Origin of the sequence: Labrenzia sp. OB1, from assembly GCF_001624695.1 — a bacterium.
In the GTDB taxonomy this organism is placed as follows: Bacteria; Pseudomonadota; Alphaproteobacteria; order Rhizobiales; family Stappiaceae; genus Roseibium.
This window is the reverse complement of record NZ_JSEP01000007.1, coordinates 1-15,170: the sequence shown is the minus strand read 5'-3', so window position 1 is coordinate 15,170 and position 15,170 is coordinate 1. Positions and strand designations below refer to the sequence as shown.

Annotated in this window: 15 protein-coding genes and 1 pseudogene; 14 read left to right on the top strand and 2 right to left on the bottom strand. The window is 56.3% G+C overall.

Translation table 11 applies throughout. The features are described from left to right. Positions 1-52: 52 nt before the first annotated feature. From OA90_RS10950 to OA90_RS10885, 14 genes are all read left to right on the top strand, one after another. Complete coding sequence (locus OA90_RS10950; RefSeq protein ID WP_068411511.1) at positions 53-1,108, top strand: 4-hydroxy-2-oxovalerate aldolase; 1,056 nt, start codon at positions 53-55, stop codon at positions 1,106-1,108. Positions 1,109-1,125: 17 nt separating this feature from the next. After that, on the top strand, positions 1,126-2,562 hold the full coding sequence (locus OA90_RS10945; RefSeq protein ID WP_068410782.1) for a class I adenylate-forming enzyme family protein: 1,437 nt from the start codon (positions 1,126-1,128) through the stop codon (positions 2,560-2,562). Continuing rightward, complete coding sequence (locus OA90_RS10940; protein WP_068410779.1) at positions 2,559-3,365, top strand: hypothetical protein; 807 nt, start codon at positions 2,559-2,561, stop codon at positions 3,363-3,365. Before OA90_RS10945 ends, OA90_RS10940 begins: the two co-directional genes overlap by 4 nt. Before the next feature lie 12 nt (positions 3,366-3,377). Beyond that, positions 3,378-4,043 carry a cyclase family protein gene (locus OA90_RS10935; protein ID WP_068410776.1) on the top strand — a complete coding sequence of 222 codons (666 nt, stop codon included), beginning with the start codon at positions 3,378-3,380 and terminating at the stop codon, positions 4,041-4,043. A 12-nt stretch (positions 4,044-4,055) separates the two neighbouring features. Next, entirely contained in the window at positions 4,056-4,331 is a 276-nt protein-coding gene (locus OA90_RS10930; RefSeq protein WP_068410773.1) for an acyl carrier protein, read from the top strand. Continuing rightward, positions 4,328-5,116 carry an AAC(3) family N-acetyltransferase gene (locus tag OA90_RS10925; protein ID WP_068410771.1) on the top strand — a complete coding sequence of 263 codons (789 nt, stop codon included), beginning with the start codon at positions 4,328-4,330 and terminating at the stop codon, positions 5,114-5,116. Before OA90_RS10930 ends, OA90_RS10925 begins: the two co-directional genes overlap by 4 nt. Before the next feature lie 66 nt (positions 5,117-5,182). Continuing rightward, positions 5,183-6,226, top strand: a complete 1,044-nt coding sequence (gene pseB / locus OA90_RS10920) for a UDP-N-acetylglucosamine 4,6-dehydratase (inverting) (protein ID WP_068410768.1) — start codon at positions 5,183-5,185, stop codon at positions 6,224-6,226. 45 nt (positions 6,227-6,271) lie between these two features. After that, a complete protein-coding gene (gene pseC, locus OA90_RS10915) occupies positions 6,272-7,489 on the top strand; it encodes a UDP-4-amino-4,6-dideoxy-N-acetyl-beta-L-altrosamine transaminase (protein WP_068410763.1) in 1,218 nt (405 codons plus the stop codon). Beyond that, positions 7,486-8,280, top strand: a complete 795-nt coding sequence (locus OA90_RS10910) for a glycosyltransferase family protein (protein WP_068410760.1) — start codon at positions 7,486-7,488, stop codon at positions 8,278-8,280. The genes pseC and OA90_RS10910 overlap by 4 nt, the downstream gene beginning before the upstream one ends. Before the next feature lie 28 nt (positions 8,281-8,308). Next, a complete protein-coding gene (gene pseG / locus OA90_RS10905) occupies positions 8,309-9,352 on the top strand; it encodes a UDP-2,4-diacetamido-2,4,6-trideoxy-beta-L-altropyranose hydrolase (protein WP_068410757.1) in 1,044 nt (347 codons plus the stop codon). Continuing rightward, positions 9,339-10,007, top strand: coding sequence for a formyltransferase family protein (locus tag OA90_RS10900; RefSeq protein ID WP_068410754.1), 669 nt, complete (start codon positions 9,339-9,341; stop codon positions 10,005-10,007). Before pseG ends, OA90_RS10900 begins: the two co-directional genes overlap by 14 nt. A gap of 29 nt (positions 10,008-10,036) precedes the next feature. Continuing rightward, the gene (gene pseI, locus OA90_RS10895) at positions 10,037-11,104 is read left to right on the top strand and encodes a pseudaminic acid synthase (protein WP_068410750.1); all 1,068 of its coding nucleotides are present in this window, start codon (positions 10,037-10,039) and stop codon (positions 11,102-11,104) included. 29 nt (positions 11,105-11,133) lie between these two features. Then, positions 11,134-12,435, top strand: coding sequence for a DUF4910 domain-containing protein (locus tag OA90_RS10890; protein WP_068410747.1), 1,302 nt, complete (start codon positions 11,134-11,136; stop codon positions 12,433-12,435). A 194-nt stretch (positions 12,436-12,629) separates the two neighbouring features. Beyond that, entirely contained in the window at positions 12,630-14,600 is a 1,971-nt protein-coding gene (locus OA90_RS10885; protein WP_068410744.1) for a hypothetical protein, read from the top strand. Between the two features lie 14 nt (positions 14,601-14,614). Here OA90_RS10885 and OA90_RS10880 read toward each other — a convergent pair. Both OA90_RS10880 and OA90_RS10875 read right to left on the bottom strand, forming a co-directional pair. Beyond that, positions 14,615-14,869 (bottom strand): annotated as a pseudogene (locus OA90_RS10880) (transposase); the annotation flags it as partial. Between the two features lie 41 nt (positions 14,870-14,910). Next, positions 14,911-15,170: integrase core domain-containing protein (locus tag OA90_RS10875; protein ID WP_156510458.1), on the bottom strand; the 260-nt coding region annotated here is incomplete at its 5' end.

Genomic DNA, 15,170 nt, shown 5'->3' with positions numbered 1-15,170 from the left:
CCATACACCGACCGACGTGGTCAGGAAGTTGCTGGCGCGCAGGACATTTATTATGAAGCTATTGGACACCACTCTACGCGACGGATCCTATGTAATAAATTTTCAGTTTTCTGTTGACGACACGCGCCAGATCGCAAGGGAATTGGATGAGGCGGGGATCGATTTTATTGAAGTCGGGCATGGCGTAGGTCTCGGAGCGAGTCGCAAGGGCGAGGGTGTCGCGCGCGAGACCGACGAAGCCTACATGAAAGCAACGGCGGATACTGTCAAGAACGGATCCTGGGGTATGTTCTGCATCCCTGGAATCGCTGAATTGCCAGATCTTGACTCAGCCATCGACCACGACATGGATTTTGTCCGCCTTGGCGTCTCCATCGACAGGGTCGATGCCGCGGAGGCGTTTGTCGCAAGGGCGAAGAAGGCTGGGATGTTCGTCGCTGTTAACTTCATGAAGAGCTACAGTCGCCCGCCGACCGAGTTCGCAAAGGCCTGCGCGACGGCAGGAGCCTTCGGCGCGGACATAGCCTATGTGGTGGATTCCGCCGGCAATATGCTGCCGCAGACCGTTGAAGACTATATTACCGCGACAAGGGATGCCACCGATATTGCGCTCGGATTTCACGCGCACAACAATCTTGGTCTGGCAAATGCCAATGCTCTGAAGGCGATGGAGTTGGGTGTGGAAGTGATCGATTCCTCGCTTCAGGGCATGGGTCGCTGTACGGGCAACACTATCACTGAGCACTTTGTGGCGATCCTGGACCGTATGGGCCATGAGCACGACTACGATCTTTTCCGGCTGATGGACACGTCGGAACTCCTTGTCCGGCCTTTCCTGACTCAAGTCGGTTTGGATTCAGTGGATCTGGCCTGCGGCCTTGCGGGGTTTCATTCCAGCTACATGTCCGTCATCCGGGACGCCTGCATCGCTCACAATGTCGATCCGCGGGTGCTGATCATGGATCTGTGCGAACAGACGCGCGATACGGCGCCGGCGGGTCTCGTGGATGAGCTAGCAAGGGAGATTTCCGCCCAGGATACGAAAAACAACTTCCGCCACCGTTTCCCGCTACGTCAGTATTTCGGTCAAGAGCAGGACATTCTTTGAAACGGTCACCCGACACGATGTTGCGTTCCACTTTTTTTGCCAGGATCCGGGCTGCGGCCGAAAGGGAGACGGTCGTCTCGCTGATTGAAGGAAGGACCGTGTCCGGAGCCCAGCTTCTGCATGCGGCCGACCGAGTCGCGGCATATCTGGAAGACCTGGGCGCCGCACCGCAGAGCCGGGTTCTTGCCGTGATGCCCAACTGCCTGGCGCTACTGGTGCTCTATCTCGCCTGTCTGCGCCACCGGATCGTTATCTGTCCGGTGAGCCCGGACAGTCCGCAGCAAGATATCGAGTATATCGGCTCCGTATTCCGGCCGGACGTGACCGTGGAGCCTGAAGCGTTGCTTGCCTGCCTCGATGCGGCACTTGACGAGGCGCCGAATGCCCGGGCACAGCCTGTCTCTGCCGACTACGACGACAATGACATTTTTTCGGTGAATTTCACGTCCGGCACCACAGGCAGGCCCAAGGGGGTCGCCCATTGCGCGGAACGAATGCTGGCAAACGCGGGCGCCTTCAATACCCAACTCGGCTGCGACGCGGAGCAGCGCATGATGCACGTCATGCCGATGTACTACATGGCCGGTCTCCTCAATACCATCCTGTGTCCGCTCATGGCAGGCGGCACGATCATCGTCGCACCGGCCCTTCTACCGCGCACGGCGCTATCCTTCTGGCGCCAGGTGATCGACAACCGGGCCACCGCGTTTTGGCTGTCGCCGACCATGCTGCGCATGGTCATGAAGCTGGACAGAACGAAGGATTCAAGGGAATACGCGGCCCGCGACCTCAGACATGCTTTTGTCGGAACCGCACCGATGGCGCCGGTTCTCGGCCAGGAATTCCTGGATAGCTACGGCGTTCGGCCTCTCCAAAGTTACGGGTTGTCGGAACTGCTCCTGGTGTCCTGCGACAGTCCCTCCTCAGGAGAGCTCGGCAGCGTCGGCTCGCTTCTTCAGGGGATCGAAAGCGGGGTGGCCGAGGATCGGGAACTGGAGATCAGGACCCCTTATCTTTTCGCCGGCTATCTGGATCCGGAAAGCGGTGCCATCGACCGGGCGAACGGACTTCAGCCCTTCAGCACGGGCGATCTGGCCGAGTTCGACGACCGGTCCTGCCTGAAGATCACGGGCCGCAAGAAGGACCTCGTCGTGGTCGGGGGTATCAATGTCAGCCCGGCCGCAATCGAAGAGCAGCTCCAGTCCGTTGCCGGTGTGTCCGAGATTGCGGTGGTCGGAGAAGGCGACGATGTCTACGGGGAAGTACCCGTGGCGTTCGTGCTTCTGGAAAAGTCGGCCGACGAGGCACAGGTCCTTGAAGACCTGAGGGAAAGTGCCCGCAGCGAATTGCCGGCCGCAAGCCGGCCCGCGCGGTTTTATCCTGTCGACAAGATGCCGACCGGGCCGACCGGGAAGATTCAGAAACGCCTTCTTGTGCGTCCGGTTTCGCCATGATCGTGGGTGTGGATCATATCGCACTGACGTGCGCGGATCTGGAAACGGGGCAGCGGGCTCTTGATTCGCTGGGTCTGGCCGAGCGTTTTGCCGACCGGGGGGTCGCCAACGCCCCGCAAAAACGGGCGCTTCTATCAGAGTATGGGCCGCTCCACGATATCGCCGTGTATGACCCGGACAACGGATCGGCGATTGAGCTGACGGCACATGATGTCATGCATAGGGGCGGCCGGAATGGTTATACGCCCGTCCTGGATGTGACCGTCGACGCAGTGACAGTGGAACCTGCGGAAGATTGCGAAAGCGAATGCCTCGCTGCCGCCTTTGGCAACGGCTTCGGCCGGTTTGCGCTTTCCGGGCTGGACACCTATTGTTATCTGCGTCCGGTCTGCGAGACTAGCTGCCTCCATGCTGGCGTGCTGACCGTTGCCGATCTTGACGCGAGCCTCTCCTTCTTTTCGTCAGGACTGTCCTGCAAAATCGACCGGCAGGGCGTCACTGGCGGCCGTCGCTGGGCGGTTGTAAAACCGCCCGCCCTCATGCCGAAATGGCGCTTGGAACTGCTGCTTGTCGAGGAACACGGAAACGTTGAGGAACACAGATACCTGGACGACGCGGGATGGCCGTGCCTGGCCTGTTTGACGACGTCGATCGAGGTGGATGCCGAGAAACTGCGTCAGGCATCGGCACGACAGGTCGGTGAAATCTTCGATCTGGAGGTGAATGGTAAGGCATTGAGAATTCTGCTTGCTTCCGGACCAAACGGTGAACTGCTAGAGCTTATCGAAATCACAAAGAAATAGGGTCGCTAAAACATGTCTGAAGTGGTGGATCTCACGTTAACTCTGCGCGAAGGGATGACGACATTTCCGGTCTATTGGCATCCGCTTGTTGAAATCAGCCAGTTGGGCCGACTTCATTACGAGAAGCGCGAAACCCGGAAACTGGTGCTAGGCACTCATTCCGGCACGCACATGGACGCGCCGCGGCACTTCATCGTCGGTGGAAAGACCATTGACGAGTTGGACCCAGCGTTGTTCGTCGGTGATTGCGTGCTGTTGAACATGACCGACTTCGGCCCGTTTGCCGAAGTCAGCAAAGCTGACATGGAACGCAAGCTGACCGGCCGCACACCGGAGCGCCTCATGCTGCGGTTCGACTGGTCCGATCAAATCAATTCGGAAGAGTACTATACGGACCACCCGTTTCTTTCCGAGGAATGTGCGCAGTATCTGGTTGATGTCGGCGTCAAGGTCCTGGCGATGGATACGCCCATGCCGGACAATCCCAGAAACGGTCGCACCTCGGACAACGACTCGCCGAACCACTACATCCTGCTGGGCAAAGACGTGATCCTTGTTGAATATGTGACCAATCTGAGGTCTTTGGGGAATGTCGATGCGTTCGAACTCATTGTTCTGCCCCTGAAAATCCATGAAGGAGACGGTGCGCCCGTGCGTTGTCTTGGAAGAACAGGATAAGAAGAGTTGCAAATGAACATTGAACTGCAGGAGCGCGCGGTGGAACTTTCTTGGCTGATCAACTGGTTCAGGGAGCAGAACCCGACTCTTGCGTCTCTGGCGGACGATGACATGGAAAGCGCCGACTTTTTTGCTGCGGAATATATCGATTCCTTCGGGGTCATCATGCTGATCGAGGCTGCCGAGCAGGAGTTCGGCATCAAGTTCGATGAAGACGATTTTCAGAACAGGACTTTCTCGAAGGTCTCCGGTCTGGCAGACATCATCCGGGACAAACGGACACCATGACTGGATCCTACACGGCAGATGACCTGTCCGAGGCGGTATCACGCTGCGGCATAAAGTCAGGCGACGTAATCTTCGTGCATTCTAATGTCGGCTATTCCGGCAGGATGGAGGGCGCCCGGTCTCTGGATGAGCTCTGCGGCAGGACGGTCGATGCCCTGTTCGATGTTATCGGGCCGGAAGGAACCCTTGTTGTTCCGACTTTCAGCTATTCGTTTGGCTCGGATAAGCCTGAACGTCGGTTTGAACCCGCGGTCACCCCGTCTGCATGTGGTTCTCTATCGGAATATGTACGCAAGTTGCCGCAAGCCTGCCGATCGGTCGAGCCGATGTTTTCGGTTGCTGCCGTCGGTTCCATGAAAAAGCAGTTGACGGAAGATGTCTCAAAGGACTGCTTTGGAAGGGGGAGTTTCTGGGAGCGTTTTCTGGACGTCGGGGGTAAAGTCTGCAATATCAACTTCGATGCTGGCTCAACATTTATTCATTATGTCGAGCGACAACTGAATGTGCCTTACCGTCAGGATCGCGGCATGCTGGGAGAAATATGGAACGGTGTAAGCTGGCAACCCTCGGAAGTGATTTTCTTCTGCCGCGACATGAAAGATACTGGAGCGGTTGCCAAATTCGAGCTGTTTAATAAATTAGCGCGCGAAGCTGGCATCGTTGCAATCCAGCCCGTTGGCCGCGGCAGTGTGGTTGTCATCACTGCACGCGATAAGCAGCAATTCATGTCGCGTCAGATCCGCAAGACCCCCAATTTTTTGATTTCGCGTGGAATGTCCGCTTGACACTTCTCGAGCAATACTGGATGCAGAGCGCCACTGCGAACGACCATAGAGAAGAAGAAGATTTCAATGTATCGAATTTTTGACACTGAACACTCCGCCAATTTCGAAGGCGCAACTATTTTTGTGACTGGAGGCACCGGTTCCTTCGGCAAGCAATTTGTAAAAACAGTTTTGCAGACCCAAAATCCACATAAGGTTATTATTTATTCACGGGATGAGCTGAAACAATTCGACTTGAACATGGAACTTCAGGAGCTTTTGCCGCCAGAGAAGCTGCGCGCTGTCCGGTTCTTTATCGGCGATGTGCGGGATCTGGCACGACTTCAGTTCGCAATGAGGGAGGTGGACTTCGTGGTTCACGCTGCGGCGCTAAAACAGGTGCCGGCAGCCGAATATAATCCTCAAGAATGCGTCCGCACCAACATTCAGGGTGCGGAGAATGTGGTTTCCGCTGCACTAGCCAATCATGTGAAGCATGTAATTGCGCTGTCAACCGATAAAGCTGCGAACCCAATCAATCTATATGGGGCTACCAAGCTCGCATCCGACAAGATTTTTGTGGCTTCCAATAATTTTAGCGGAAATATTGGAACCCGGTTTTCGGTAGTGCGTTATGGAAACGTTGTCGGGTCACGCGGCTCGGTCGTGCCCTTCTTTCGCGGTCTGATTGAGCGCGGAGTGGAAGAATTGCCGATAACTGATGATCGCATGACCCGCTTTTGGATTACGCTCGAACAGGGCGTTGCGTTTGTGATTTCCTCTTTCGCCCTTATGCGGGGCGGTGAGATTTTTATCCCGAAGATCCCGAGTATGAAGATCACCGATCTTGCCGATGTTCTTGCTCCCGGGTTGCCTCAAAAGATCGTGGGCATCCGCCCGGGCGAAAAGCTGCACGAGATCATGATCTCTGAAGATGACTCATATGTCACCGTTGAGTTTCCCGACCGGTATGCCATCGAACCCGCGTTCAACGAATTCAATCGAGAAAGCTATCTCGATCTGGCGCATGTGAGACGCGTGACCGACCGCTTCAGCTATACCAGCGACAACAATTCCGAGTGGCTCGACGCTGCCGGTCTCGAGGACCTGCTGAACAAAAGCAGCCACTGAGATCTGCAGCCGTCGTTGCAGGACCTTGAGTGCGAGGCGTGATGAATGGCTGATTTCCTGCCGTATGGTTGTCAGATGATCGATGAAGACGACATTGCAGCTGTTTGCGATGTCCTGCGTGGTGATTTCCTGACATCGGGTCCTGCAGTGGTCGGCTTCGAGGCGGCACTCTCCAATGCTTTCGGAGATCCCGAGGTCGTTGCTTCGGCAAACGGGACGACAGCGCTCCATCTATCGATGCTGGCGCTTGGTATCGGACCGGGAGATGTGTGCATCGTTCCCAGCGTCACGTTCCTGGCGACCGCCAACGTCGTGCGTTACGTCGGTGCCGACGTGATCTTCTCCGATGTCTGTCCCGATACCGGCATCATGCGGGCACAGGACCTTGAAGGGGCGCTGGCCAGGGTAGGCGGCCGCCCGGTCAGGGCGGTTATGCCGGTGCATCTGGGTGGCCATGTGGCGCCGATGGAGCAACTTGCCGACATCGTGGCTGCCTGGCCGCAGGACAAGGCTCCCCCGATCGTTGAAGATGCCTGCCACGCGATCGGCAGCAGATACACCACGTCCGAAGGCACCTTCACGGTCGGCGACTGCCGTCACTCGGCCATGGCCAATTTCTCTTTCCACCCGGTCAAGACGATCGCCTGCGGCGAAGGCGGGGCGACCTCGACGCGCGACCCGGAGCTGGCGAAGACCCTTGCCGAACTACGTTCGCACGGGATGGTCCGGGACGCAGGACGCTTCCAGAATCGGGATCTGGCCTTTGACGGCGAAACGGCCAATCCTTGGTTCTACGAAATGCAGGCGATCGGCTACAATTTCCGCATCACCGACATGCAGGCCGCGCTCGGAATCAGCCAGTTGAAAAAGTTGCCGGCATTCGTTGCCCGGCGGCAGGCGCTGGTGGCCCGCTACCACGAGCTGCTGCAGGACTGCGGCCCGCTCATCCGCACCAATGCGGGCGCGCCCGACAGTCTGCCCGCGCAGCATCTATATGCCGCCCGGATCGATTTCGGTGCAGCCGGACGCTCGCGTCGGGAGGTTATGGAGGTGATGCGCGAGGCCGGCATCGGCACCCAGGTCCACTACATACCCGTTCACACGCAGCCCTATTTCAGGGCGCTCTACGGCGATCAGTCGCTGCCGGGTGCAAACACGTTTTACGCGCGCACACTGTCCCTGCCGCTGTTCCCAGCCATGGAACCAGATGATGTCGATCGTGTCGTCGACGCCCTGAAAAAAGCCGTCGGTGTGAATTCATGAACGCCGGAGCGAAGACTCGGGTCGTCGCGATCGTGCAGGCGCGCATGGGCTCCACCCGTTTGCCCGGCAAGGTCATGATGCATCTCGGGCAAAAAACCGTGCTTGCCCACTGCCTCGAGCGCTGCAAGGCGATTCCGAATGTCGACGAGGTGATCTGCGCGACCGTTAAGACGCCGGACTGCACCCCGGTGGCGCTGGAGGCGGAACGGCTGGGCGTCAGCGTTTTCCGGGGCGATGAAAAGGACGTCCTGTCGCGCTATGTCGGCGCGGCTAGGGCTGCGCGCGCGGATATCGTGCTGCGGGTGACCTCAGACTGCCCGGTCATCGATCCGCAGGTCTGCGGCGCGGTCGTCGAGGCCCTGCTCGGCCATAACGCGGATTTCGCGACCAACAACGCTCCGCCGAGCTTTCCTCACGGCCTCGACGTGGAGGTGGTCCGCGCTGCTGTCCTGGAAGCGGCCCTCCGGAACGAGCCGACAGCGCATGACCGCGAACATGTCATGCCGGCGGTGCGCCGGAACCCAGGCCTGAAGAAGCTGAATGTTCACCTGCCCCCGAATCTCGCGGAGCACAAGCTGCGCTTGACGCTCGACACGCCGGACGACTTTGCGTTTTTCGGGGCGCTGGAAAGCGTTGTCCCGGGCCTGCCTGACCGCGGCTGGCGTGAGCTTGCGGACATCTGCCGGGCAACACCGGTGCTGAGCGACCATTATGGGTCCGGCGGTGCGGTAGACGCGCGGCAGAGCACATTCGCAGGTTTCGAGCAAATCCCTTATCCGCTGGCAGTCTGAAGCGGACCCAACCAGGAACACGGTGTCAATGAGCAGGCGGATAGGCTTCAGGGTGGATGCGGGCGTAACGCTTGGCGGCGGCCACGTCATGCGCTGCCTGACGCTCGCACGCGCCTTCCGCGCACGCGGCCATTCCTGTGTCTTCCTGTCCTCTCCGGAGACGCTTGAGGTCATCCCGCCGGACATGTGGGACGGGGTCGACGTCCGTACGATCGAGGTTGGAGAGACGGGCGATTTAGCAGGCCGTTTCGATCTGCTGGTGTTCGATCACTATGGTCTTGCGGCGCCCGAGGAGAGCCAGTGGCGCGCTAGGGCGGGAACCCTGCTGGTCATCGACGATCTGGCGGACCGTCCGCATGACTGCGATGTCCTATTGGACCAGACCTACGGTGTGCAGGCAGCCGACTACAAAGCGTTGGTGCCCTTTGGTTGTCGCATGCTTCTCGGTTCCGGATACGCCCTTTTGCGCGAGGAGTTCGCCTTGAATCGCGCGGCTGCGCTATGTCGACGGGCGAACAGCGGGAAAAGCTGCCGCGTGCTAGTGTCCCTCGGCATGACCGATGTCGGCGGTATTGCTGGTCGGATCTGCGGCTTGCTCAAGGAACTCGGCGGTATCGACCGTGTTGACGTGGTTCTGGGACGGAAGGCTCCAAGCTACGCTTTCCTTGAAGAAATCTGCACCGCTGACGTCCGATTCCAAGTGCACAGTGACGTCCGGAACATGGCTAAGTTGATGCTGGCGTGCGATGTGGCGGTAGGGGCGGGAGGCACCACAACGTGGGAGCGCTGTGCGTTGGGCCTGCCATCTCTTGTCGTCATCCTTGCAGACAACCAGATCAAGATTGCCGATCTGATGAACCGGGCAGGGGCTATCGGTCTCATCGGAGACGCGCGGACGTCTTCAGATCGGGACCTGTTCGCTGGGCTGACTCGGTTCCTGAACGACGCCGAACATCTGCGTCAACTTGGTAGAACGAGCGCAGAGCTGTGCGACGGTTCTGGGACCCGGCGTGTTGCTGAACGCGTGTTGCAACTGGTTGCGGAAAGGGAGAGGGCCTATGGGCAAGTCTGAGACGTGGTGGACCGGCGAGCGAACCGTTTCCATCGTCACTGACACGGAAGGCTGGTTCGATCGTTTCGCAAACGAACTGGTGGATCGGATCCGCGAAAATGATGACCGAGCGGCTTTTTTCCGCGACCAAGGTCAGGTACTTGAAGGGGACATAGCTTTCTACTTGAGCTGCCTGAAATTGACGCCGGAACATGTACTCTCCCGAAACAGGATAAACTTGGTGGTGCATGCTAGCGCTCTGCCCAAGGGACGCGGATTCTCACCGGTTGTGTGGCAGATCCTTGAAGGTCTCGATGTTATTCCTCTCAGCTTGTTCGAGATGGACGGCACCGCCGATACCGGTCCGATCGTCAGGCAGAGCACGGTAGCCTTCGAGGGGCATGAGCTTAACGACGAAATCCGAGAAGCGCTCGGACGCAGCATCGTTGACATTTGCATGGATTATCTTGTCGCGGAGACACGCCCGGTTGCCGTCCCTCAGACGGGGGAACCGACTTGGTACCGTCGTCGCAAACCTGCTGACAGCGAACTGGATCCGCAGAAGTCGATCGCGGAGCAGTTCCAGCTGTTTCGCGTGGTAGATAATGAACGTTATCCAGCCTTTTTTACGATCAATGGGCAGAAATACATTCTAAAGATCGCGAAAGCGAATTGACCGCGTCATTAACTCGGAGGCCACCAGACATGACAAAGCAGAAAGAGGCACGGTGTATTGAAATAGACGGCCGCAAGATCGGCCCAGACCACCCGCCTTATGTCATTGCCGAAATGTCGGGAAACCACAATCGCGACATCAGCCGAGCCTTCGGTCTGATTGACGCGGCCAAGGAATCTGGCGCGGACGCGGTCAAGCTACAAACCTACACAGCCGATACGATCACCATCGATCACGACGGCCCGGGTTTTACCTTGGAAGGCGGCTTGTGGGACGGGCGCAAGCTCTACGACCTCTATGAGGAAGCCAACACCCCATGGGAATGGCACAAGGAGCTGTTCGAGCACGCCAAGTCCGTCGGCATCACCGTGTTCTCTTCGCCGTTCGATTTCACCGCCATCGATTTCCTGGAAGAACTCGGCGCCCCGGCCTACAAGATCGCCTCCTTTGAAGCCATGGACATTCCGCTGGTAAAGAAGGCGGCCAGCACGGGCAAGCCCGTCATTATCTCCATTGGTGTCTCAAGCCTGGCGGAAGCCGCGGAAACCGTTGACGCGGTTCGGGAATGCGGCAACGATCAGATCTGCCTGCTGCACTGCGTCAGTGCTTATCCGAGTCGGCCCGAAGACGCGAACCTTGCAACCATTCCCCATCTTGGAGAGGCGTTCGACGTCGTCGTCGGGTTGTCCGACCATTCGCCGGGCACGGCGCTGCCGAGTGCCGCCGTGGCACTCGGCGCGGCGGTGATCGAGAAGCATGTCACGCTCGCACGATCCGACGGCGGCCCCGATTCCGCGTTTTCGCTCGAGCCGAACGAGCTCACGCGTCTTGTCGAGGACACCCGCGCGGCATGGGCCGCCAAAGGCAAGGTGAACTATGGCGTCAAGGGCGAAGACGAGGCCCGCATGGGCCGGCTGCGCAGGTCGCTCTACGTGGTCGAGGACGTCGCTGCTGGCGAGCCGCTGACCGAGTCCAACGTCCGCTCAATCCGCCCGGGCTACGGCCTCAAGCCAAAGTTCCTGCCGGACGTGCTCGGCAGGACCGCGAGGCGCGCCCTGAAGCGCGGGGAACCCCTGTCCTGGGATCTTCTCGGGTAACGACCCGGCGAAATCGGAAAGGAAGCCCAATGCCGCTCGGATTCGAGACGCCGGAAATCGGCGAGACAGCGCATGGCCGCGCCAGGGATCTCTGGCCGGTCTGCCGGTCCCTGACCGGACCAGGAGTGCGCGAGACGCTGGCCTATCTCCAGAAGATATTGCCGGATCTGCAGGTTCATTCGGTCCGGAGCGGCACCAAGGTGTTCGACTGGACGGTCCCGAAGGAATGGCACATCCGCTCCGCGCGACTGACCGGGCCGGATGGGGAGGTCGTCGCGGATTTCGTCGACAACAATCTGCACGTCGTCGGTTATTCCGTCGGCGTTGACAGGGAACTGTCCCTGGAAGAGCTGGAAGGCCATCTCTATTCCCTCCCGGAGCAGCCGGACGCCATCCCCTACATCACCTCCTATTACAAGCCGCACTGGGGCTTCTGTGTTTCACAGGCCGCCCGCGACGGCATGAAGCCGGGCATGTACCGCGCGGTCATAGACGCGGAGCACGTGGACGGGGTCCTGAACTATGCGGATCTGATCATTCCCGGCAGGACGGAGGAAGAGGTCCTGATATCCACCTATGTGTGCCATCCTTCCATGGCAAACAACGAACTGTCGGGACCGGTCGTCGCGGCGGCGGTCGCAGAGTGGATCGCGCAGCAGGACAATCATTATACCTACCGGTTCGTGTTCGTCCCCGAAACGATCGGCGCCATCGCCTATGTCCACGAGCACCTTGACCTGCTCAGACTGAGAACTGTCGCCGGTTATGTGATCACCTGCATCGGCGACGACAGGTCTTATTCGTTCCTGCCCTCCCGGGAGGACGGTACGCTGTCCGACCGCGCCGGCCGGCTTGCGCTCAACTCGGTTGCTCCCGACTACAAGACGTTTAGCTTCCTGACGCGGGGCAGTGACGAACGGCAGTATTGCAGCCCGGGGGTAGACCTGCCGATCGCTTCCATCATGCGCACGAAATATGCCGAGTACCCGGAGTATCATACCTCTCTCGATGACCTGACGCTGGTCACGCCGTCCGGCCTGCAAGGCGGCTTCGAGGCCGTTGCCCAGGCGCTTGCGATCATTGACAACAATCGGACGTGGCAAATCAAGCGGCCGTGCGAACCACAGCTCGGAGCGCGGGGGCTCTATCCTTCCGTAAGCACCAAGAACAAAGCCCAGCAGGTCCGCACACTGCTCAACATCGTTGCCTACGCGGATGGAAAGCTCGATTTCATCGACCTGTGCCGGACGATCGAGGCGCCGCCGGCCGATGTGCTTCCACTGGTACAGAAACTTCTGGAGGGCGATGTCTTGGAACTAGTTATGTTTTGAAATGACCATACTCAGACATTAAAAGTCTCGCGCCAAATATGAATAACATCTAAGTAAGCACCGTTGTTGCAATGGCTTCTGTCGAAGAGGCCGCGGCACAGATTTTTGGTTGAAACAGCTACCACCGGAGATATTCCGGCTATGAGCGCATCTCGGTCCGAGCTCTACGCGAACGATAGCGAGAAAGTATAAGAATGATTGACCTTCTGAATTTTTTAAGAACAATCTCCTCCTTAAGGCGTTTAAATAAGACCAAGAGCCTTAAAGAGATTTACAATTTGGATCTTAGTTACGTAGATACAGGTATCGTGCGTAAAATTGGCAGGCGCATTCGCGAACTGCATAGTTCTAGGCAAGAAGCGGACATCCAAATTCTTATCTATCTTTGGAAGAGCCGAATTCTTGTTTTGTTCGAAATACAACTTCTTGAACATATTGAGGTATATGGAACTGAAGATGTCAGGGTGAAAAGACTTTTGGTCCTGCATCTGTTCAACCAGTCAAAATATAAAGAGCTAGTCGAGCTCTTCGAGTCTCCTGATTACAAGAACGTTGATGATGCGGCTATCAACACAGTACGCCAGAAACTGGACAAACGTCAGAATTTCTATGAAAAAGATTTGGATGATGAAAAAGACTACTCACTCATTTGGGGGTTTGCCAAGGAATATGGCGATGTATTGGACCGATTGAATTCCCTTACTGAAGGTAAAATTCTGTCCATTTCGACTTCTGAGAATTCATCCTTTACTTTGAATAATATTTTATCAAGGAACAGATTCCTAGAAATTGTTGATAAAATAGATTTCGGAAAAATAATAAAAGCCTCGAAGAACTCCCCGAAAGAATTCATGCATTTTTGCAATCTAATATCTAGGTATACATTCGAAACAACAAATTTTGACTTTGGCCTAAGGGATTTTGCTTCGATAGATCATTTGTACGATCTTTATTATACGTTCTTCGCATACTTAATTGATCAGAAAAGTATAAAAGCCATTGTATTGACAAACATGCCGCATCAGGGTGCGGATTACGTCCTGTACTTAGTCGCGAGAGATAAGGGCATTCCAACCAGAATCTTATACCAGTCTATCATTCCGGGCCGTTTTTTCGTGTTCGAGAAGTTGGAAGATTTTGGAGAATGGAAAACTTCTCGCCAATGTTACAATCGTGAGGAGGTTAAAGAACTCGCGGAAGAGCAGGCGAGGAACAAGATAGTAAACTTTGCGACAAAAGTTGACCGAGTGGTTTCAATGGATAGCCCGATAAACCGGTATCAGGTCAAGAGGTTTGTAAGATATCCTAGTGGTGTTCAAGAAGAGATAGTCACGATGGAATCACAAGTATATAGCCCAGTTCGAGAAATTTTCAGGTATAGGGCATTTCTAGCGGAAGGTGGACTTGAATCCATCCTCAATGCGATGAGAACAGCCTTGCGGCACAAGAAACTGGAGAAAATCGTTTCGTACCGCCAGCCACCAATTAATCATTACTGGTCATCCGAAAAAGTCAAGTTCCTCTTGAATTCTGCAAATGCAGAGCGACAGCGTGTTTCCTTCGGTCATTATGAATACATTTACCTTCCTCTTCACTATCAGCCGGAGCTGACGACCAGCGCTTTAGGAGGAGAGTTCATCAATCAAATGGACGCTATCGAAGAGCTGGCTTACTTAGCGAAGGACATCAGAATACTGGTAAAGGAAAATCCAAAGCAGGAAGACTATATGCGTCCGGAAGAATTCTATCTGCGGGCGAGAAAGCTCGAGAATGTTGAATTTGTTCCGATTGAGACTGATACAAAGGAATTGATCAGACACTGCGCTCTTGTTGCGACTATCTCAGGTACGGTAGGGTTCGAGGCTATTACTTTCGGAAAGCCAGTTCTTACTTTTGGGCAAGCATGGTACAATACCGCGCCGGGTGTATTTCGTATCAATGATATTGAGAACTACGAAAAACTTCGCGATATTATCGAACATGGCGCGCCGACCGAAGAACAGGTGCGGGACTATATGTCTGATATTCTGCAAAAAATGCCCATCGGCGTTGTCGGGAAACCCTATGAACGACTGGTCGCGAGCTACGACCATTTCGAAAATGTGGAACGAGTAGCGGATTACGTCGCTAAGATGCTGGATGAGATAAAAGCGAAGGGGAACTAGAGTATCCGTTTTGATCAAGCAGGATTTTTGGTCCATTTTCTGTCGTGCTTGATGAGTGTGTTTGCGAGTTGGATCATCTTTCGCATGATGGTTGTTATCGCGACTTTTGCCGGTTTTCCAGCTTTACGCATGGCCTGGTATTTTCCCTTCATATCCGGATTGAAGCGCGTTGCGACAAGGGCGGACATGTAAAGGGCATCGCGCAGGAATTTACGCCCTCCCTGAATGAAGGCCTTGCCGCGCCATTGGCCCGACTGTCGGGTCATGGGGGGGTAATCATCCCATTTTTGGCGGGTTTTAAAACTGGACTTCAGGCCGCTGTTTTCAGTTTCATTGCGGGTGTGATGCCGCCGATGGCCATGTTGGGCCGCTCGTTGTTGTATGTCCATAGCCAGCGCGTGGCGTGGTCCTGTGCCTCCTCGATCGTTTCGAATATGTATTGTCCGAGCCATTCATGGCGGACGGTTCGGTTGTAGCGCTCGACATAGGCGTTCTGTTGCGGTTTGCCGGGCTGGATGTATTCCAAGCCGATCCCACGTCTTGAAGCCCATATTTGCAGGGCGGCACTGA